The 20,058-nt window shown below is 45.3% G+C and carries 24 protein-coding genes; 11 read left to right on the forward strand and 13 right to left on the reverse strand.

The window, feature by feature from the left end; all coding sequences use genetic code 11:
- Window positions 1-188: 188 nt before the first annotated feature.
- Genes prpE through GKZ89_RS07340 form a run of 4 tightly spaced genes read left to right on the forward strand, consistent with a single transcriptional unit; the run spans window position 189 to window position 2,105 of the window.
- Entirely contained in the window at window positions 189-935 is a 747-nt protein-coding gene (gene prpE / locus GKZ89_RS07325) for a bis(5'-nucleosyl)-tetraphosphatase PrpE (protein WP_155111756.1), read from the forward strand.
- A gap of 58 nt (window positions 936-993) precedes the next feature.
- Window positions 994-1,746, forward strand: a complete 753-nt coding sequence (locus GKZ89_RS07330; RefSeq protein ID WP_155111757.1) for a class I SAM-dependent methyltransferase — start codon at window positions 994-996, stop codon at window positions 1,744-1,746.
- Window positions 1,739-1,918 (forward strand): hypothetical protein, encoded by a 180-nt coding sequence (locus GKZ89_RS07335; protein WP_155111758.1) that lies wholly within the window; start codon window positions 1,739-1,741, stop codon window positions 1,916-1,918. Before GKZ89_RS07330 ends, GKZ89_RS07335 begins: the two co-directional genes overlap by 8 nt.
- Window positions 1,919-1,925: 7 nt before the next feature.
- Window positions 1,926-2,105, forward strand: coding sequence for a DUF1272 domain-containing protein (locus GKZ89_RS07340; protein ID WP_155111759.1), 180 nt, complete (start codon window positions 1,926-1,928; stop codon window positions 2,103-2,105).
- A gap of 1,030 nt (window positions 2,106-3,135) precedes the next feature.
- Here GKZ89_RS07340 and GKZ89_RS07345 read toward each other — a convergent pair.
- The 4 genes from GKZ89_RS07345 to GKZ89_RS07360 are packed head-to-tail and all read right to left on the reverse strand — an operon-like array spanning window position 3,136 to window position 5,914.
- Window positions 3,136-4,053: an RluA family pseudouridine synthase gene (locus GKZ89_RS07345; RefSeq protein WP_155111760.1), complete on the reverse strand. Its 918-nt coding sequence runs from the start codon at window positions 4,051-4,053 to the stop codon at window positions 3,136-3,138.
- On the reverse strand, window positions 4,043-4,837 hold the full coding sequence (locus GKZ89_RS07350; protein WP_155111761.1) for an NAD kinase: 795 nt from the start codon (window positions 4,835-4,837) through the stop codon (window positions 4,043-4,045). The genes GKZ89_RS07345 and GKZ89_RS07350 overlap by 11 nt, the downstream gene beginning before the upstream one ends.
- A gap of 25 nt (window positions 4,838-4,862) precedes the next feature.
- Window positions 4,863-5,501 carry a GTP diphosphokinase gene (yjbM, locus tag GKZ89_RS07355; protein WP_155111762.1) on the reverse strand — a complete coding sequence of 213 codons (639 nt, stop codon included), beginning with the start codon at window positions 5,499-5,501 and terminating at the stop codon, window positions 4,863-4,865.
- 38 nt (window positions 5,502-5,539) lie between these two features.
- Window positions 5,540-5,914 carry a UPF0738 family protein gene (locus GKZ89_RS07360; protein ID WP_155111763.1) on the reverse strand — a complete coding sequence of 125 codons (375 nt, stop codon included), beginning with the start codon at window positions 5,912-5,914 and terminating at the stop codon, window positions 5,540-5,542.
- 139 nt (window positions 5,915-6,053) lie between these two features.
- On the opposite strand from GKZ89_RS07360, the gene GKZ89_RS07365 reads away from it, so the two are divergent.
- From GKZ89_RS07365 to GKZ89_RS07380, 4 genes are all read left to right on the forward strand, one after another.
- Window positions 6,054-6,641: a CYTH domain-containing protein gene (locus GKZ89_RS07365; protein WP_155111764.1), complete on the forward strand. Its 588-nt coding sequence runs from the start codon at window positions 6,054-6,056 to the stop codon at window positions 6,639-6,641.
- Window positions 6,642-6,656: 15 nt separating this feature from the next.
- Complete coding sequence (locus GKZ89_RS07370; protein WP_155111765.1) at window positions 6,657-7,289, forward strand: lytic transglycosylase domain-containing protein; 633 nt, start codon at window positions 6,657-6,659, stop codon at window positions 7,287-7,289.
- Between the two features lie 207 nt (window positions 7,290-7,496).
- A complete protein-coding gene (locus GKZ89_RS07375) occupies window positions 7,497-7,907 on the forward strand; it encodes a globin domain-containing protein (protein ID WP_155111766.1) in 411 nt (136 codons plus the stop codon).
- Window positions 7,907-8,782 carry a ClpXP adapter SpxH family protein gene (locus GKZ89_RS07380; RefSeq protein ID WP_155111767.1) on the forward strand — a complete coding sequence of 292 codons (876 nt, stop codon included), beginning with the start codon at window positions 7,907-7,909 and terminating at the stop codon, window positions 8,780-8,782. Before GKZ89_RS07375 ends, GKZ89_RS07380 begins: the two co-directional genes overlap by 1 nt.
- Before the next feature lie 53 nt (window positions 8,783-8,835).
- On the opposite strand, the gene GKZ89_RS07385 is transcribed toward GKZ89_RS07380, so the two are convergent.
- Together GKZ89_RS07385 and GKZ89_RS07390 are read right to left on the reverse strand one after the other, a co-directional pair.
- Window positions 8,836-9,279 carry a PH domain-containing protein gene (locus GKZ89_RS07385; RefSeq protein ID WP_162356570.1) on the reverse strand — a complete coding sequence of 148 codons (444 nt, stop codon included), beginning with the start codon at window positions 9,277-9,279 and terminating at the stop codon, window positions 8,836-8,838.
- Window positions 9,280-9,292: 13 nt separating this feature from the next.
- Window positions 9,293-9,877 (reverse strand): hypothetical protein, encoded by a 585-nt coding sequence (locus GKZ89_RS07390; RefSeq protein WP_155111769.1) that lies wholly within the window; start codon window positions 9,875-9,877, stop codon window positions 9,293-9,295.
- Between the two features lie 610 nt (window positions 9,878-10,487).
- On the opposite strand from GKZ89_RS07390, the gene GKZ89_RS20975 reads away from it, so the two are divergent.
- Window positions 10,488-10,661, forward strand: coding sequence for a hypothetical protein (locus tag GKZ89_RS20975; protein ID WP_164502877.1), 174 nt, complete (start codon window positions 10,488-10,490; stop codon window positions 10,659-10,661).
- A 35-nt stretch (window positions 10,662-10,696) separates the two neighbouring features.
- On the opposite strand, the gene pepF is transcribed toward GKZ89_RS20975, so the two are convergent.
- From pepF to mecA, 4 genes are all read right to left on the reverse strand, one after another.
- A complete protein-coding gene (gene pepF, locus GKZ89_RS07395) occupies window positions 10,697-12,520 on the reverse strand; it encodes an oligoendopeptidase F (RefSeq protein ID WP_155111770.1) in 1,824 nt (607 codons plus the stop codon).
- A gap of 75 nt (window positions 12,521-12,595) precedes the next feature.
- Window positions 12,596-13,753: a competence protein CoiA gene (locus tag GKZ89_RS07400; RefSeq protein WP_162356572.1), complete on the reverse strand. Its 1,158-nt coding sequence runs from the start codon at window positions 13,751-13,753 to the stop codon at window positions 12,596-12,598.
- A 236-nt stretch (window positions 13,754-13,989) separates the two neighbouring features.
- Window positions 13,990-15,507 carry a cardiolipin synthase gene (gene cls, locus GKZ89_RS07405; RefSeq protein WP_155111772.1) on the reverse strand — a complete coding sequence of 506 codons (1,518 nt, stop codon included), beginning with the start codon at window positions 15,505-15,507 and terminating at the stop codon, window positions 13,990-13,992.
- Window positions 15,508-15,630: 123 nt separating this feature from the next.
- Window positions 15,631-16,287, reverse strand: coding sequence for an adaptor protein MecA (gene mecA, locus GKZ89_RS07410; protein ID WP_155111773.1), 657 nt, complete (start codon window positions 16,285-16,287; stop codon window positions 15,631-15,633).
- A 311-nt stretch (window positions 16,288-16,598) separates the two neighbouring features.
- Between mecA and GKZ89_RS07415 the strand changes: the two genes are divergently transcribed.
- Window positions 16,599-17,252 (forward strand): TerC family protein, encoded by a 654-nt coding sequence (locus GKZ89_RS07415; RefSeq protein ID WP_155111774.1) that lies wholly within the window; start codon window positions 16,599-16,601, stop codon window positions 17,250-17,252.
- 32 nt (window positions 17,253-17,284) lie between these two features.
- On the opposite strand, the gene spxA is transcribed toward GKZ89_RS07415, so the two are convergent.
- Window positions 17,285-17,683 (reverse strand): transcriptional regulator SpxA, encoded by a 399-nt coding sequence (spxA, locus tag GKZ89_RS07420; RefSeq protein ID WP_155111775.1) that lies wholly within the window; start codon window positions 17,681-17,683, stop codon window positions 17,285-17,287.
- Window positions 17,684-17,899: 216 nt separating this feature from the next.
- Entirely contained in the window at window positions 17,900-18,478 is a 579-nt protein-coding gene (locus tag GKZ89_RS07425) for a GNAT family N-acetyltransferase (RefSeq protein WP_155111776.1), read from the reverse strand.
- Window positions 18,479-18,615: 137 nt separating this feature from the next.
- Between GKZ89_RS07425 and GKZ89_RS07430 the strand changes: the two genes are divergently transcribed.
- Window positions 18,616-18,795 (forward strand): hypothetical protein, encoded by a 180-nt coding sequence (locus GKZ89_RS07430; RefSeq protein ID WP_155111777.1) that lies wholly within the window; start codon window positions 18,616-18,618, stop codon window positions 18,793-18,795.
- A gap of 27 nt (window positions 18,796-18,822) precedes the next feature.
- On the opposite strand, the gene GKZ89_RS07435 is transcribed toward GKZ89_RS07430, so the two are convergent.
- A complete protein-coding gene (locus GKZ89_RS07435) occupies window positions 18,823-19,992 on the reverse strand; it encodes a putative glycoside hydrolase (protein WP_155111905.1) in 1,170 nt (389 codons plus the stop codon).
- Window positions 19,993-20,058: the final 66 nt, after the last annotated feature.

Below are 20,058 nucleotides of genomic sequence, written 5' to 3' on the forward strand. Positions count from 1 at the left end.
AAAATAGCATAATAACATAGAGAATAGAATAACGCATCTCCTTACATTCTTCCACTCATATCCCTTTACTTCATTGAATGTTTACATTCCCTCAACATAGCACTTCTTTCTTCTCCATTTCCGTTTGGGTATAGTTTGTGATAACAGCTGCAAAATAAAACAAACCTAAGTGCGGAGTGAATACACACATGAAAATTGATGTAATCGGAGACATCCACGGCTGCTTCGCAGAACTTCAAACACTGCTCAGCAAGCTCGGATATGAAAATCAAAATGGAATACCCGTCCACCCTGAAGCCAGAAAGCTTTCATTCGTTGGAGATCTAACAGACCGGGGACCTGGTTCTGTGAACGTAATCCGCTGCATTTCAGCCATCATCCGTGCCGGTGCAGGCTATTACTCCCCGGGCAACCATTGTGATAAACTGTACCGTTACTTAAAAGGCAACGACGTCCATATTGTACATGGACTTGAAACAACAGTGAAAGAGCTTCAGCAGCTTGATGAGAAAGAACGCCGGGAAGTCCGCCGGCAATTTATGGAGCTGTATGAACAGTCCCCCATTTATCAGGTCCTGGATGACGGCAAACTGATTGTTGCTCACGCAGGGATCAAGGAAAAAGACATTGGACGATACACGAAGAGAATAAAGGAATTTGTTTTGTATGGTGAGGTTACCGGACGGACACTGGAGAACGGACTGCCGGAACGGGGAGATTGGGCCCGGCATTACAGCGGCAAGCCCTGGATTGTATATGGCCATACCCCGGTACTGGAACCAAGGATGCTGAACAACACCATCAATATCGATACAGGAGCCGTTTTCGGAGGACAGCTGACCGCTTTTCGCTACCCGGAGAAGCAAACCATATCTGTTCAATCCTCGCTGCCTTTTGACAGCGGCCGCTTTAGAGAATTCCCCGGCTTGTTGTAAAAATGGAAAAGGTAAGGTAAAATTTTCTGGATGATAATTGGAAAGAGAGAGGAGAAATATGGCTGAACGCGCAGGTTCCGAAGCTTATGAACAAAAGCAATTCATAGAATCCTTTCTAAAAAGACGCCACCGTAATGACAGTCCAAACCGCACAATTGAAACACCCGCAGTCCTCAAACTGATCGGTGACCCATCCGGTATTCATGTGCTTGATATTGGATGCGGAGACGGCTCACTCGGAAGTTTCCTTCTAGCAAAAGGATGTGCTTCCTACCTCGGAATCGAAGGTTCAGAACAAATGGCGGCCAAAGCTGAAGAACGGCTCGCAGGCACCTCCGGGATGGTCGAGCGAGTATTTATGGAGGAATACTCCTACCCTATGGAAAGCTTTGATTTAGTGGTTTCACAGCTTGCAATCCATTACTGTGCCGACATTGACTCGCTCTTTTCATCCATTATCAGGACACTGAAGCCGGGCGGCCGCTTGGTCTTCAGCATCCAGCACCCGCTTCTCACCTCCTCCTATAAAAGGGCAGAAGCTGGAACAAAGCGAAGTGACTGGATTGTCGATGATTATTTCAAAACCGGCAAGCGCGTGGAAAACTGGATGGGCGAACAAGTCGTCAAATATCACCGAACAGCTTCTGATTATTATGAAGCCTTGACCAAAGCAGGATTTAAGATTGAGAGATTCCTTGAACCAAAACCAGATCCATCTCTTTTTGAAAACCAGCAGGAATACGAGCGCAGACTGAGGATTCCTTTGTTTCTTTTATTTGCTTGCAGGAAGGAAGGAAAGGAAAATGAATAAGAGATTGATTACAGGGATGATCTTGATTTGTGCAGGAATGAGTCTATTGATGAGTGCACTTGTTCTTAAGCCGGCGGGCATAGCATTAGCAGCGCTTCTGGCTCCAAGCATACTATGCAATATCAGCGGAATCACATTTATTGCCCCCTATTTAAAAGAAAAAAGGAGTTAACGCTATTATGGGACTGGAAATGCGAACACAATGTGAAAAATGCAGCGAACCCCTTGCCTCTCAATCCGCAGCCTACATATGTGTACATGAATGCACCTTCTGTGAACCATGCACAAAAGAAATGGTAAACGTCTGCCCAAACTGCGGCGGAGAACTTGTAAAACGGCCGAGGCCTAGAGTGCATTGAAAGACAAGAGAAACGAACACACATTTGAACTTATAACCTATCTCATTCTTTTTGCAGCGGCAGCAGCGATGATTTTCTCATACACCATCACTGCCCAGCCCGAATACGCCATCCTAAGCGGATGCATAGCAGCAGGCACTCTTTATAGAATCGGGAAATCGATGCGAAAAAAACTTTGAAAGTGAGCGCTTGAGACCGAATCATTCGGATAAGGCGCTTTTTTTAAAGTAGCGGTGCCTGAGACCAGTTACACCTACGATTCGGTCTCCAGGGACACTATTTCTGCTAAAACACGCTTTTTTCCCGTGTTTCGGTCTCAGCGGACGCTATTTTCTCTGTTTCGGCTATTTCGGAGCTCTTTTTGGTAAAATAACGGTGCCTGAGACCGATAAGTGCGTTAAACTCCGTTTTTCTCCTAAATAGCGGCGCCTGAGACCGATAAATGCTCAAATCGCCGTTTTTCTCTTAAATAGCGGCTCCTGAGACCGGTTGTACCTGCGATCGGTCTCCAGAGACGCTATTTCTGCTAAAGCACGCATTTTCCCTGTGTTTCGGTCTCAGCGGACGCTATTTTCTCTGTTTCGGCTATTTCAGAGCTCGTTTTGGTAAAATAACGGCGCCTGAGACCGATAAGTTCGCAAATCGCTGTTTTTCTCCTAAATAGCGGCGCCTGAGACCGGTTGTACCTGCGATCGGTCTCCATAGACGCTATTTCTGCTAAAACACGCTTTTTTCCCGTGTTTCGGTCTCAGCGGACACTATTTTCTCTGTTTCGGCCATTTCGGAGCTCGTTTTGGCAAAATAACGGCGCCTGAGACCGATAAGTGCGGAAAACGCCGTTTTTCTCCTAAATAACGGCGCCTGAGACCGGTTGTACCTGCGATTGGTCTCCAGGGACACTATTTCTCCACGATTTGGTCTCCACGGACGCTATTTCTGCAACCCCGAGTTTCCATCACACCGAACGCTATTCCCAGACACATACACACTGTTCCCTACCATCCCCACACCATGCAAAAAGCCCGGAACCCTATCCCGGTTCCGGGCTTTCCACCTTACTCCAATATACTTTCATGTCCTCCGGCATTACCGTTTCAAATCGCATGGTTTTCTCCAGAAAGGGGTGCCGGAATTCCAGGACCTTACTGTGGAGAGCCTGTCTTTTCATGTTTTCGCTGCTTCCGCCGTAAAGGGTGTCACCTGCCAGCGGGTGGCCGATGCTGCTCATGTGCACCCGGATCTGGTGGGTTCTTCCCGTTTCGAGCTTTAGCTCCACAAGTGCCGCTTGCGCTTTGCTGCTGATTACCCGGTATGAGGTGACGGCATGCTGTCCGTCTTCCCGCACTTCTCTTTCCACAATGCTGCCTGCTTTTCTGCCGATCGGCTTTTCGATGATTCCCGATTCATTCGGAAGAGGATTTTCTACGATGGCCCAATATGTCCGGTGGATGCCGATCATTCTTTGCTGTTTTGAAAAAAGCGAATGGCTGAAGCGGTGCTTTGCTGCGAGCATCAGGCCGGACGTATCTTTATCCAGGCGGTTGACGATATGAATCGTGGAGGAAAGCCCCTGTTCCTTCAGGTGAAACAGCAGGCCGTTCGCGAGCGTTCCTTCCGGATAAAGACGGGAAGGGATGACCGGGAGTCCGGCCGGCTTGTTTAAAACCATGCAATGATCATCCTCATACACGATTTCCAGCGGCATCTTTTGGGCGATTAAGCCCGGGCTTGGCTGTTCGGCCGGGAAAAGAACGGTCACCCGGTCACCTTCTGACAGGACGTGGCGGACCGTCTGGGGTTCCCCGTTAACGGCAAGCTCACCTCCCGCAAATTTAATATCGGTCAGTGCACTTTTCGTGAGCTGCTTTTCCTTCAGATACTCTCTTAAAAGCAGGCCGCTCTCTTCTTCCGACACAGTCCATTCCTGCCGGAACTGCTTACTGTCCAATAAAAGAATCCCTCACACGCTTCCAGAACGGGAACTGGCGGAAGCGGGCAAACCGGACGTTTTCCTTCGCTACCCGGCACTGGATCGATTTTACATCTTTATGAAGTAACGTCAGATGATCGATGGTGATCTGGAAATCAGCATCATTGACGGGCTTCAGCATACACGTATGGTGGTCCGGCAGGATAAGCGGGGAACCGACAGTGCGGAACACGCGGTTGTTGATGGATGCCATTTCCGCAAGCTGAATTGCTCTTATGGAAGGGTGAAGAATGGCACCGCCCAATGCTTTGTTATAAGCTGTGCTTCCGGAAGGTGTTGAAATGCAGAGGCCGTCCCCGCGGAACGTTTCGAATTTCTGCCCTTTGATCTCAACATCCATGACAAGAGAATTTTCCACGGCTTTCACAGTGCATTCATTGAGCGCCAGGTACCGGGCCTCTCTGCCCCCGTCATTGTGGCGGATGATTACTTCCAAAATCGGATACTCAACGATTTGGTGCGGAGTTTTCGCGATTGCGATCACAAGCTTTTCAATCTCATCCGGCACCCAGTCGGCATAAAATCCGAGATGCCCTGTATGGACTCCGATAAATGCTGTTTTATCAAGCCTGCTGCGGTAACGGTGAAACGCATACAATAACGTTCCGTCTCCGCCAACTGAGATGACAATGTCAGGCTGGTCCTCGTCGTACTGCAGTTCAAAATCGCTCAGGTACGTTCTCATTTTCTGCATCAGCGTATTCGACTTGTTATCGCCTTTGGAAGTAATGGCAAATTTCATTTCCCGGACCCCTTTCCGCATTCATTTAATACCGGTCGTTATCTTCTGTTTTTCGGGAGAAGATCGCTTGTGCTTCCTGTATCTCCCCTTTAATGAGTGACATTTCTTCGTCCAGCCTGAAAGCGGCCTCTGCTGCACGCTGCAGACGGATGCGAATCGTCTCGGGAAAATTTCCTTTGTATTTATAATTGAGAGAATGCTCAACTGTTGCCCAGAAATTCATTGCCAGTGTGCGGATCTGAATTTCTACAAGAATCCTTTTCTCTCCGCTGATTGTCTGTACGGGATAGCGTGCTACAACATGGTAGGAACGGTACCCGCTATCCTTTTTGTGGGAAATGTAATCGCGTTCTTCAACAATTTCTATGTCTTTCCGTTTACGCAGCATGTTCACGACGACACGGATATCATCTGTAAACTGGCACATCATTCTGAGGCCTGCTATATCCTGCATATCATCGCAAAGTGTTTTCATATCAATATTTTTCCGTTTCGCTTTATCAAGTATACTTGCGATCGGCTTGACCCTGCCTGTGACAAATTCGATCGGCGAATGGCTGCCTTCCAGCTCATACTCGGATCTGGATCCCTTCAGCTTAACCTTCAATTCATCTACTGCCTGTTCATAAGGAGCCAAAAAAAGCTCCCACTCTCTCTCATTCATTCTCCATCGCCCCCGGCAACTTTAGATTTCTCGGTTGTTCAGCCAGCAAATATACCGGAAACCCTGCCTTCCATTTCATCCCCGTAGTTTGCATTTCCGGAAATGTTCTGCACAAGCTCTGTCAATTCCTCATGGAAAGATAAAAGCTCAAGTTCTTCTTCATTGATGACTGCCCATACCGAAACCGAATTCTGTCTGGCGTGCTCCAGATGCTGCCAGTAATCAGGTGAAATGCTTACGTAAGTAAAATGTTCGGGATCTTCCAATATGTATATAAATGCAAGCTGGTCGGAATCAGCCAGGATCTGTCCCTTTGCCTCGAGCCGGTCAGCATGGCCATCATACTTTTCTGCATACAGAAGCAGCTTTCCTTCTCTTTCTGCTGCCTCTATCACTTCGATTCGCTTATTCACATGAAAAACTCCTTCCAATACAAATACTGCACATCCATTTTACCATAAGGTCCCCTTTCAGTTAAAATGGGAGCTTCGCATTGCCTTCAATTGCAGAAAAAGAGATAATAGGCGAAAGAAGCTTAAATGGGGGTACATCATGGCACAGCACATTGAAATTGAATTTAAAAACATGCTTACGAGCGAAGAATTCGGCAGGCTCGAACTTGCTTTCGGCTTTGAAAAAGAAGATTTCCGCGAGCAGGTCAATCATTATTTTGACACGGAAGATTTCCAGCTTAAGCAGAAGCAATCTGCACTGAGAATCCGTCTGAAGGAAGAAAAAAGGGTGCTGACCTTGAAACAGCCTGCCGAGACCGGTTTGCTTGAGACGGAACAGGAGCTGACGGATGAAGAAGCAGACCGGCTCATGAACGGCCAGGGTTTTCCGCACGGTGAAGTGGAGGAACAGCTTAAGCAGATGGGCATCTCTCAATCAGCTATCTGCTATTTTGGCTCTCTTACCACGTGGCGTGCAGAAAAAAATGCAGAAAACGGCTTAATCGTTCTGGATCGCAGCCGATATTTATCAATAGAGGACTTTGAGCTTGAATACGAGGCACATGAAGCAGCGGCAGGTGAGCTTTATTTTGAGCGTCTGCTTGAAATGCATGAAATCCCTACCCGCGAAACAAAAAACAAAGTCCGCCGTTTTTATGAACGCAAATACCAAATAACCAGCCAATAAAGGAGATTGCCATCTATGGAGATTAAACAATGGCAGACGATGATGGAGATGCAGTCCCTCCGTTCCCTGGATTCCATGCAGCCGCAGCAAAACAGCCAGTCTGCAAGCAGCATGTTCAGCTCCCTGCTTGATACGATGCTGCAGTATTATACAGGCCAGCCTGCTGAAGAAACGGCTCCTTCTATCCGGAGCACTCAGCCGCTGTCCTTTGCCCAGCCGCTTCCTTCCCTGGAACAGATCAAATCTTCTTCCGTTAAGCTCCCTCCCGGCCCTGCTTCAATCGAAACCATCATTAAAGAGGCTTCGGAGCATTTTGGGGTCGATGCCAAGCTGATTCGCTCTGTGATTAAACAGGAATCTGGTTTTAACCCAAATGCGGTCAGCGGAGCCGGAGCAATGGGATTGATGCAGCTCATGCCGGCCACTGCTAGAGGGCTTGGAGTGGAAAACGCATTTGATCCTAAAGAGAATGTGATGGGCGGCACCAAATATTTAAAACAGATGCTGACAAAGTACGACGGTAATGTTTCACTCGCTCTCGCTGCTTATAACGCCGGTCCGGGTAATGTAGATAAATATGGCGGAATCCCACCGTTTAAAGAAACACGAAACTATGTCGCTAAAATTTCATCTGCTTACTTTGCTTGATCCGTCAGCCTTTTCCGGGCTGATTTTTTTTGGATTGAATCGCTGATTTGCAGCCTGAAAATGAAAAATAAGTCCCAAATAATGCGATTTGTTTGAGATATATGGTCCTCATTGTTAAAATAACCTTATTACATCAGTTGTGAAGGCATCCCTTCACACAGGATAGAATTCACAGGATCAGAGAAAATACAAAAAGGGGTAATCAACATGGCAGAATCTTTTGCAACTCCGTACGAAGCGATTGGAAAAGAGCTTCTATCCCAGCTTGTTGATGCTTTTTATACCAATGTAGGAAAACACCCGCTTCTCGCTCCCATCTTTCCGGATGAGTTAAGCGAGACAGCAAGAAAGCAGAAACAATTCCTGACACAATATTTAGGCGGTCCTTCCCTTTACACAGATGAACACGGTCATCCGATGTTAAGGGCGCGGCACCTGCCATTTCCTATAACTGAGGATCGCGCGGAAGCCTGGCTTGAATGCATGGACAAAGCAATGGACGAAACAGGGGTAGAAGGAGACATCCGCACCTTCATGTTCGAGCGGCTCACACTAACAGCACATCACATGGTAAATACTCCGGGAAGTGCGGATGATGAGAAAGGAGAAGTGCAGTAATGCCTCTTGGCCAAAAAAAGGATATCGGGCATTTTTTCTCCCATTGTCAAGGCAATGCCAAAAAACCGCTTGAAATTTATCTGTTTATTGACCCTTTATGTCCAGAGTGCTGGGCACTCGAACCGGTTATGAAAAAGCTGCTTATGCACTATGGCCGTTTTTTCACACTAAAGCATATTATCAGCGGAAATCTCGCTACACTTAACACACTATCCAAGCAGCGGCCGGAAAACCTTGCCGCATCCTGGGATCAGACAGGAAGCCGGACTGGAATGTCATGCGACGGATCCGTCTGGCTCGAAAATCCAATCTCCTCCCCTTATGCCTCTTCGGTTGCTATTAAAGCCGCAGAGCTGCAGGGCAGAAAATCGGGGATCCGGTTCCTCCGGAAAATGCAGGAAGTGCTGTTTACTGAAAAACAAAATGTTTCGGATGAAAAGGTGCTCGCTGAGATCGCTGAATGCACCGGCCTTGACCGGGACGAGTTCATTAAGGACCTGCACTCCGACAGCGCCATCAAAGCTCTGCAATGTGACATGAAAATCACTGCGGAAATGGAAGTCAGCGAGATGCCGACCATTGCTTTTTTCAATGAACGGGTAGAAGAGGAAGGCTTGAAAATTGCAGGCTACTACCCATATGAAATGTACGAGGAAGTGCTTTTCGAAATGCTCGGCGACACACCAACGCCTTCTGAACCGCCGCCGCTTCCCGTCTTTCTCTCCTACTTCCGTTTTGTCGCTTCCAAAGAAATCGCGCTCGTATACGGCATGAATATTGAAGAAGCCGAACGGGAAATGAAAAAATTCCAGCTTGCCCAAAAGGTAGAACGCGTGCCTGTCAAGCACGGAACCTTCTGGAGATCACTGGATTAAAAAGCCGCCGAACCCATGAATGGGTCAGGCGGTTTTTTAATTCCGACTTCCAGCTATTCAGCAATTCGAACACCCGGGCATCTTTTTCTTAATTCACTTACAAAATCGGTCAGATCGTTCGGCAAAATTTTTATATTATCACGATGCTTTAGAAACAACTCCAGCCCTCTATTGGATGAAGAAATCTGATAACCAGTCATTTTCTCTTCTGTATGGTAAGCCATTTCAATACTTTGATAAGTGATCCTTTCTTTAAAGGGGCCGCCTTTCACCAAAAGATACTCTTCATAAAAAACATACCTGATTGAACTCGTGTACCACCACATTAAAACTGCAGAAATTATTAAAATCGCAAACATAGAGAGTACAGTAGTGAATGTTGGGATCAAGGAGACGATTGATACAAATCCAATCAGCCAAATCATTGTATAAACAGCAGCCAGTAAAAACACATTTACCTTTGCATGATAAACCATTTGGTAAAGTCCGCCTTTCATACTTAGGTTTCCTTTATGTACAATCCACATAATACCAGCTCTCATTCAGCTGCCTGATTTCCACAATATCAGCCTGCACCTCTTCTTCGGCAGGCGGCTCGCCATCCGGAGAATAAATGTAGCCAGTGAAATTATCGATCACCCCCCGATTTGTGTAAAAAAGCAATTTGTCCCCAGCCTTGCTGATTTCACTCCCGTCTGATAAAGAGGAATCGACCTTGTAAAGCCCTGTACCATCTCTGCTTTGTTCAAGCTTCTTATCTTGAAAAAGGGAGACTGTCTCCATTCGATCCTGATATTTTAAAGAAAACTCGGCGGCTTGAAAAGCAGGCTGCAAAGGGTTTAGGATGATGCCGGCAAGCAAAAGCAGATTGAGCATTAAAGGAAGCAGTTTTTGCAAACTTGTTTCTTTGCCGCTTTTCCAAACGTGCGGAATCGTAATGAAAAGAAAAATAATCCCCGCAATGGCGGCGGCACCGAGCAGCGGGAGATAAAGAAAAAGATACTTAAAAAAGCCTGGGAAGTACACTTGAATTCCTTGCAGACAGAGGATGAATAAACACAGTCCCGCAAGGATCCCACTCAGATTTTTTTTCACTTCAACTCGCTCCTTTACGAGTTATACTTTAGCATATTTTAGGATTTCTGGATTTATTTGTTTTACCCAGGCCAAGATTCATCTAAGGGAACGGGACTTCTGACTAGCTCTATCAACGCTATATGATACTGACAACCTCTCATCCGGTCTCAGGAGACGTTATTTCCCTAAAAAAGGGCCTTTTTAGTGAGGTTCGGTCTCAGAAGACGTTATTTTTATAAATCGGGGTCCTAAACGGGCGGTTTATTAAAAATAAAGTTCCCTGAGACCGAAAGCCTTGCATTTAAAGAATTTTAGTTGAAATAACGGCTCTGGAGACCGAAAGTTCTTTATGCATTATTGTAACCGCTTACTTTATTAATTAAATTAAAAAAGACCATGCCGGGATAAGCATGGTCTCTTCTTGTATGTCTTAACGACAACAAAGGGGATGGGAGAAATTTTTCACGGTCAAACAAAGGGGTAAATGTTTGTTATGTGATCAATTTCACACCCTGAGTATATCAGAATATGTCGAGTTTTGACAAGAGTTTAGTTCTTATTTCACAACTTTGTCACAAACATACTTTTATCTTCTTCCTCATATCGTGAAGGACGGGGGTGAATAAGCATGAAACCTTTTGCTGCCGCTGCCTTCATTGTATTGTTTGCCGGCGCGTTTCTCCTTCAGGTTCTTGGCCTGATGAACATGGTTCCGCTCATTTTTTCTTCCGCTCTTCTCTTCGCAGTATTTGCCGGGATCATTTATTATTTCACACGAAAAAAGATTTTTAAAGGGTATTGAAAAAGCCGCTTATGTATTTCAAGCGGCTCTTTCTTTTACTCAGCTTCATTCAATAGCTTTTCGAGTTCATTCAATTTCTCTTCAAATACCTGGCACGCTTCTTCGACCGGTTTGGAGGAAGTCATATCGACGCCTGCCTTTTTCAATACTTCAATCGGATAGTCAGAGCTTCCGGCACTCAGGAATTCGATGTAGCGCTTGACTGCCGGCTCGCCTTCCTCCAGAATCTGTTTGCTCAATGCTGCAGCAGCACTGAATCCGGTTGCGTATTGATAAACATAATAGTTGTAGTAAAAATGAGGAATCCTTGCCCATTCCAGGCCAATCTCCTCATCCACTGCAATGTTCTCCCCGAAATATTTCTTGTTCAGGTCATAATACAGTTTCGTAAGCAGCTCCGGTGTGAGAGGCTCTCCATCTTGTGCCCGCTTATGGATGGTATGCTCGAACTCAGCAAACATCGTCTGGCGGAATACCGTGCCCCGGAAGCCTTCCAGATAGTTGTTCAGCAGGTACATCCGTTTTTTCTTATCTTCGATCGTGTTCAGCATGTAATCATTCAGGAGCGCTTCATTTGTGGTAGAAGCTACTTCCGCGACAAAAATCGAATAGTCCCCGTAAGGATAAGGCTGATTTTTTCTCGTGTAATAGCTGTGCACGGAATGGCCGAATTCATGAGCCAGAGTGAACAAGTTGTTCACGTTATCCTGCCAGTTCATTAAAATGTACGGATTTGTGCCGTATGTTCCGGATGAATAGGCGCCGCTTCGCTTTCCTTTGTTCTCATGAACATCAACCCAGCGGTTTTCAAAGCCTTCTTTCAATACATTCAGGTAATCCTCACCGAGCGGCTTCAGTCCTTCTAAAAGATAGTCCTTCGCCTCTTCGTACGTCACCTTCATCTTTACGTTCTGGACGAGCGGCGTATACAGGTCGTACATATGCACCTCATCCAGGTTCAGCACCTTTTTGCGGAGCTCCACGTACCGCTGCAGAAGATGCAGGTTTTTCTCAACAGTGGAAACCAGATTATCGTATACTTCTTCCGGAATATTGTTCCCGCTCAAAGCAGCCTGGCGGGCGGATTCATACTTGCGGACGGAAGCGTAAAAATTATCTTTCTTGATGGCACCTGAAAGAGTGCTCGCAAGGGTGTTTTTGAACTTGCCGTATGTGTCATAGACTGCTTTAAAGGCATCTTGTCTGACGCGGCGGTCTTCGCTTTCCATGAAGGTGATAAAGCGCCCGTGGGTCACTTCCACTTCTTCCCCGTCTTCATTTTTAATTGCCGGGAATTCCATATCTGCATTGTTCAGCTTTCCGAAAATGTCACTGGAAGCACGGAGAGCCTCTGATGCCTGGGCAAGGATCGCCTCCTGCTCAGCTGAAAGGACATGCGGACGTTCCCTGTTGATGTCTTCAAGTGAGTGGCGGTACAGCTGCAGGTCATTGTTCTCTTCAATGTACTGCTTCAAGGTGTTCTCATCCATCGAGAGGATTTCAGGAACCATAAAGGATGAAACACTCGATGCTTCGGTATAAAGGGTGGCTGCCCGGTCATTCAGCGCCTGGTACTTCGAGTTTCCTGTATCCTGATCGGATCTCATGTGCGCGTATGTATAAAGCCTGCCAAGACGTTCTGTGACAGAATCCTGGAATTTGAGTCCTTCATATAACGACTGTGAAGAGTCGGCAAGCTTTCCCTGATAGTCCGAAATTTTTGGAATCTCTGCTTTCAGGCTGGCAAATTCTTTTTCCCATTCTTCATCACTTGCAAAAATATCTTCCAGTCTCCACGTATCTTCTGCTGCAATCTCACTTCGAAGCGGTAGTTTTTTTGGTGCTTGCTGTTCTGGCATGGTAATCCCCCTTCTCTTAATAGCCTCAAATTCATCTTGTCTAAAAACAGCCCCGAAGTCAATTAATAAGACTGTTTATAGGTTATGCTTCACCCGTGATATTAGCCTGAAAAATTCATCATCACATGAATGGATTTGCTCTGCGCTGGAATGCCAGATGATTGGAATCAGTTTATATTGTTTATTCTTTCCCTTTTGTAAAAATCCTGCCTGCAGAAGCAAGCTTCCTAATTCACTTAGAACTTCCTCCATTGCCGGCCCACGAATTCCCCTTATGGCCACACGGCCTTCCATGGAAAGCTGCCATAAGCGATCCACAGCTTCTTCCAGCGTAAAAACCTTTCTTGACTCTGCCCATAGAAGAAGCCAGGTTTTCCAAATGTACGGTTCCGTTTCAATTGCATAATCGATTGGAGTCGGTGTGAACACAATAGAGGGAATCATCGATAAAGGAAGACCTTTTTTGGCGTAAAGGTGTTTTTGCAGGGGCAAAGCCTGTTTTGGAGGAGGAAGCTGGCGGTACCGGTACACTTTCCTTCTAAGCCATTCGAGAGGGAATGATTCCCGATAAGATGGGGGCGGGAATAGTACCTGATGTACTGCGAGTAGAGTGACTTGCGCGAAGAAAATCTGCTTGGAAAAGGGGTACAGCCCGCTTACCTGCAGAAGCTGCTGATCATCCGGAGAGTAGAAAAGAAGGTAAGGGGTAGAGGAATAAGGTATCATCTTTGCAAAGCACCAGTGGAACCGATTTAGACGGTATTCCGACGCACTCAATCTGGTCAGCTGATTCGCTCCGAGAATCCAGATCGGCTCAATGCCAATCTTCCGGTACCCGCTGCTGCGCCGCTCGACCTGTTCTGCAGGAATGGACGAGCATTGGTATTCAACAGCGTACTTTTTATCAGGGGTCTCAATAAGCAGATCAGGCCGCTGTCCTATTTCCTTTAAATATGGCTCTAGCAATACAGTTCCTGCAGACTGCAGCTGTTCATAAAGCTGCTGCTTTCCGAGCAGATGCCTCTCACTTTCCGGCTCCGAACTGTAATCACATGCCGATTTCCTCCGGTGGGCAAAATGGTATCTCTTAATGGCACCAAGTTTTAGATCGAGTCTCTCCCTGCATCCGGGGCAGGTAAAGACCTCTATTTCCCTCATTACAGTGAGTTCCTCCAGCGAGTAGGCTTTGCTGAGCAGGGAAAACGGACCTTTTGACGTTATGGATGTAAGCATATAGACCTCCTTATGGTTAGACCTAAAGACCATTCGCTGTGATCGCCTTCATTTCCTTCTTAATGCTGAATATTGAAATTCAGGAGGGAAAAGCAGTGATTTGAAGCAGAAAAACTAGATTTTATCTCTCATTGAGCGGAAGTGAAAAGACACGGCTGTCAGATTCCGGGCTGCATCATTCCATGTGTGCACGTTTTTGCACAAACAAAAAAGCAGCCGCGGCTGCTTTTACTAAGTTATAACATCGGGGACAGTAATCGTGAGAAGGATTCAAATACGCGCTGAAAGAAACTTCGTTTTGTAAAGTCATCCATTTCAAGCTTGATGGACTCTTTCAGATCGTTTTCGTATTCGTTTACAAGAGTTACTGTACTGTCTGTACGGTATAGAAAGGCGTTCACTTCAAAGTTTAAGTGGAAGCTGCGCATATCCATGTTGGCTGTGCCGATGGAGGCCAGCTCATAATCAACGATGACAATCTTGCTGTGCATGAAGCCTTTATCGTATTCGTAAATTTCTGCTCCGGCTTCCATTAACTCTGCGAAATAGGAGCGGGAAGCATAAAAGACGAGCTTTTTATCAGGCCTTTTCGGAACAAGGAGCTTGACGTCGATTCCGCTTAGGGCTGCGACCTTTAAGGCAGACAAGATATCTTCGTCCGGTATAAAGTACGGGGAGGCAATCCAGATGGATTCCTTGGCAGAGACAATCATGGAAAAGAACAGGCTTTTAATGTTTTCCCATTTATTGTCCGGCCCGCCTGCGATCATTTGGACCCCGCCGCTTCTTTCAGGCACCGGTTCAATTTGAACCGGCTGCAGATAAGTAGCTGTGTCCAGTTCCCGTCCGGTCATGTAATACCAGTCCTGAAGAAAAATCATGTGCAGGGTCTGAACAGCTTCCCCTTTAACTTCCATATGAGTATCGCGCCAGAATCCGAAAAAGTCCACTTTGCCAAGGTATTCATCTCCGACATTCAATCCGCCCATGAACGCTGTCTCTCCATCGATCACGACGATCTTCCGGTGGTTCCGGAAGTTGATTTTGTTGCTCAGAAACGGGAGTGTTACAGGGAGGAACGGCACCATTTCAATACCGGCCCGGTGCATCCGGCTGATATACGCCTTTGAGAGCTTCCAGCTTCCAACGGCATCATATAAAAATCGGACCTCTACACCTTCCCGGGCTTTGTCGATGAGGGCCTTCTGCAGATCCATGCCAATTTCATCATGGCGGACGATGTAATACTCCAGATGAATGTACTTCTTAGCGTTCCGGATTGCCTCAAGCATCGCCGGAAACTTTTGGTCCCCGTTGGTCAGAATTTTTGTTTCTGAAGCAAACGACACTGGGCTGTGGCTTAAGTTATGGGCAAGTCTGAACATAAGCTTTTGATGATCGCCCATTTTTTCTGCCTTTTCTTCATAGCTGGAGGAGTCCCCTTCAATCTGCAGAAACACTTGCTGATCGACGAGCGCTTTTTTCTCAAACAGCCTTCTTTTTCTTACATTTCTGCCAAACAGGAGGTAGAACAGAAAGCCGACTATCGGAAATGCCCCGAGCACGATCAGCCAGGTTAATGTCTGATTCGGTTTCCGGTTTTCCATAAAGATAACAAATCCTATAAAGATGATGGAAAGGGTAAAAATGATGCTCAGAGCACCCAGGATCCAGTCTCCCCAAAAATTCTTTGTCAGGAAAACGACACCTGCTACGAATAGGGTAAATATAATTACTTGAATAAATTTTTTCATCTCATCACCTGACTTTTTAACGGCTGCCTGTAGTACGAATTACATTCCCTTAAAGTTTCAAAGTTAATCATCTTATTATACCCAAAAAAAAGAACCGACTTCTGAAGAAATCGGTTTGAAATCTTACGCAAAATGCTGTCTAATTGTATGAAGTGCATGATCTTCCATAATTTTATTGCCGTACTCTTCAAGCCTGTGTACCGTTACCTTCGATTTACTTCCATACTCAGAAATGATGCTCAATACATTGTCCATTTCTTCTTCTGCCTGTTCAGCTGTAAAATCAAGGTACAGATAATATTGGGAGTTTAACGAGAAAAGGCTGTTCGTATATCCGGAAAGTCCTGTTTTCGCAAGCGAGATCAAATCTTCAAAATCTCCGAAGCGGATGACATGCTGCAGCTGCGGAGCTTCTTCTTCCTGATCGGAAGAATTCTTGGAAAAGTGGTCATCCATCAGGCTGTCTATATTTTCTTCAACAGGGATTTCATGATATTTATCATCACTGATTGGAAGTTCAAGCTTCTGTCCATCCTTGGACATCTGTGCTCTGGTGACCACTACCTCGAGTCCCTTGTCCATCGCCTGGACCTGGATCCAAAGCGGACCTTCCATCATGAAGTCTTCTTCTTCATGAACTTCGTCCATCATTTCCCAGAATAATTCTTCACTGCGTTCCCGGTTGTACCAGATTTCGTCACGATCAAACCCTCGGTCTTCTATATCACCATATGAAATGTAAAATTTAACGGTATGCTCATTGATGCGTTCAATTTCCATTTGGATTACACTTCCCTTCTTTTTTTGATGTTGAAGGGACAACTAAACCCCCGATAGTTGCACTTTCCTACACTTTACCCTAAAGTCCCGGATTTTAACCGCCAGCCTGTAACACAAGATGCTCCAATGCGTCAACTATAGGACAAGAAAATCTTGTACTCCTATTTTATGATAAATCAGCCATAAATGAAATAAAAAAACACTGAAATGAGTGAAAACAGTTATAAACCCACGATTAGTCATAATGCCATGAGCCATTCATATATTTGGTACAAGCAGGAGCCTTTAACTGGCATAAACGGGGGTATGGGATGGAGCAGGAATTCTTAATTTCCTTACTAATGATTATCGGAATCGATCTGGTTCTCGGCGGAGATAACGCCATTGTCATCGCGATGGCAAGCAGGAGGCTGCCGGAAAAGCAGCGGCAGAAAGCCATCATCCTCGGTACCCTGCTTGCGATTGCACTGCGGACGGCATTAACGACTGTAGCTGTGTATTTGATGGCCATTCCTTATTTACAGCTGGCGGGCGGGATTTTTCTTCTTTATATTGCTTTTAATCTCATGGCCGGAAAAGAGGAAGAACATGATCAGATAAAAAGCCATACCAGCTTGTGGAAAGCTGTTCAGACAATCGTAGCGGCTGATGTGCTGATGGGACTGGACAACGTTATTGCGGTTGCCGGCGCAGCAAACGGCCATACATTGCTTGTCGTCATCGGCTTGTTTATCTCCATTCCCGTCATTATCTGGGGAAGCAAATTTGTTTTGCAGCTGATTGACCGCTTTCCTTATCTGATTTATGTAGGCGGAGGCATGCTTGCCTATACAGCAGGAAAAATGATTTCACATGAAGATCAGCTTCAGTTCCTGGCTTCAAAGCCTGTTTTTATAGAAGGTATCCCCTATTTTACTGTTCTTCTTCTTATTGCGGGGGGATATTTCATGAAAAAAACCAGTTAAAAAAAGCCTTCATAAGAAGGCTTTTTTTCTGGTTATTCGTTAACGAGACGCTGTGCTTCACGAAGCTGATACGTACGGACTTTTCTCGGAAGGAAGCGGCGGATTTCATCTTCGTTGTAGCCTACCTGAAGACGCTTTTCATCGATCATGATCGGTCTTCTGAGCAGGCCGGGGTGAGCTTGGATTAGCTGATAGAGATCTTGCAAAGGCATGCTTTCCAGATTAACATTCAGCTTTTGGAATATTTTAGAACGGGTGGAGATGATTTCATCTGTACCGTCTTCAGTCATACGCAGTATTTCTTTGATTTCGTTAATAGACATTGTGTCAGAAAGAATGTTTCTTTCCGTATATGGAATTTCATGCTCTTCCAGCCACGCTTTAGCCTTTCTGCATGAAGTACAGCTTGGTGATGTATACAAAGTTACCATGGTACTTTCACTCCTCTGTACAAAGTTTAAAATAAAATTACTTTAAACAAGTAATATCTATTGCCCATTATACTATAAAAAAGTAAGTAAGTGAATATCTTTTCAGCAAAAGTTTGACAAAATGGTTACATTTCGAATGTTTCATTCAAATCCCAATGACTGATTCGCAGTTTAAAAGTGATTTCCTCAGTGTATCATTACATCTAAGTTTCTCAATTAGCTTTCCTCATCGAAAATATTCTTTGATTCATCCTCATCCCGGATTTTCAGCACCTGTGCTACATCCTCATACGATCTTCCGTACCACTCTTTATCCTTATACGTATGAATCTGCTCATAGGTTTCCTTCATCGCCTCAAAAATTTCAGTTTCAGGCCGGTCATTTGGGGACCAGTAAAGGATTTCCATGTGGTTTACCTTATTTGTTGCAAGCGATTTTCTTGAATAGCCAATTGTGCTTGCATGATGAAAGTCTTCCCGCTGATAAAAGCGCAGCCTTTTTGCTGTATCATCATCCGAATCATCTACCGGTTCTACCTCAAGAATAATCGGCTTATTTTTTTCTTTAAGCTTGGAGATCAGCTTATGGCCCAGTCCCTCACCCCTTGCATCCTTGGAGACATATATGTAATCAATAAACAAAAATTCCTCCAGTTCCGCATACATCAAAACATGTTTAGGACCTTCATCCTTATAATAAATATCACCTTTATCTTTAAGCAGGGCTTCGATATGCTCGCGTGACTTCATTTCTTCAATCGGAAAATACTGGCTCAGTTTTTCATACCAATTCATGCATTCTCTCCTGTAAATGTAGTTGTATTGGTAATTTACCCAATTAAAACGCGCATAAACATGAAAAAAGAGGATCCGGATAAATTACTGATAATTCTCATAAATTGAGCTATAATTTAAAGAAAGGAGTGATGGCCATGGCTGACTATTTTACGGATTTTGCACTTGTAGCGCTTTTTGTAATCGGGCTTACTGCAGTGATGGGTGTGCTGGCTAACGGAATTGGTTCTGGACTGTTTGGGGGAAAAACGAAGGACAAGTATTTTCTTCAGTCCGCTAAAACTCAAAAAGGCTGGAATGCTGTGAAAAGGAAATAGCCGCGGTACGTTTCCGCGGCTATTTGCTTACTTTTTTAAAGGTGTGTAGTCCACACCTTTCGTGTAATTGTTGCTTGCATTCCATAGAAGGAACTCATCGATTCCTTCTTCGTTTAAGGCTTTAATTTGGGCTTCCACTTCGTTCTTTCCGTATCTCAAGTAGTTTCCGCTCCCGAGGTACGATGCGGTGAAATCCTGCAGCCATGGTCTGGATACCGGTCTTGACTGCAATTCATCAAGCTTTTTGTTTTCAACTTTAGCATATTCCTTGATCAGCTTGTACGGCTCTTTATCAGGCTTCTCGATTCCGAAGTATGGTCCCCAGTGACTTGGATAGATCATGGATGAAATCACATCTACATTTTCGGAGATTTTCGAGAAATTCTGTCCAATTCCCGGAGCTTCAGGAAGAGTAGCCGAGTACCCGAAAATATCGACGGACACTTTTACTCCGTACGGCTTCAGCTTTTCGCGCGCATACTCTGTAAAGTCTGTTACAGCCTGTACCCTCTTTTGGGTATTATCCCGGCTGTCCTTTTGATAATCCCCTTCACTGAAGGTTAACCGCTTATCCATCGTTTCGAAGCCTTCAGGAAAGCGGACATAATCAAATTGAATTTCCTTAAAGCCCATCTTAGCCGCTTCAATGGCAGCATCCACGTTGTAATCCCAAACTTCTTTTACAAAAGGATTTACAAATTTGGCGCCTCCGCCGTTCTCCCACACCTTACCGTTTTCTTTATACGACCATTCCGGCTTTTTTTCAGCCAGAACATTGTCTTTGAATACGACGATCCGGGCGATCGGATACACCTTATGCTTTTCAAGTTTTTTCATCATTGCATCCGGGTCTTTTATGTACGAATGGCTGATTCCGTAAAAAGGTGACGTTTTATCCGGCTTATACGTCAAATTTCCGTAGTCATCTTTCACATCAATGACCATACTGTTAAGCTCTGTTTCATCCAGCAATTTCAGCATCGAATCCATTTTTTCTCCGCCTGCTGCAGGGCCGGTTGCATAAATTCCCCTTACGGCATCAGGATAGGAAAATTGATAGCCGGAATCGTATGCGAAACGCGGCATCTGATCAGGCAGCTCTTTATCTGTCATACCGATCTTGCTCAAAGCAAGTGTATCCTCTTCTGCTGCCCGTGCTGACTGACTGAACAGAGATGTTCCGCCCAGCATGAGCATACTGGAGAGAACAATGGTATACGTTTTCTTCAAATTGGTTCCTCCCCTTTTGTTTCCTTCTTTAAG

Source organism: Metabacillus mangrovi (assembly GCF_009711125.1).
GTDB classification, from domain to species: Bacteria; Bacillota; Bacilli; order Bacillales; family Bacillaceae; genus Metabacillus_B; species Metabacillus_B mangrovi.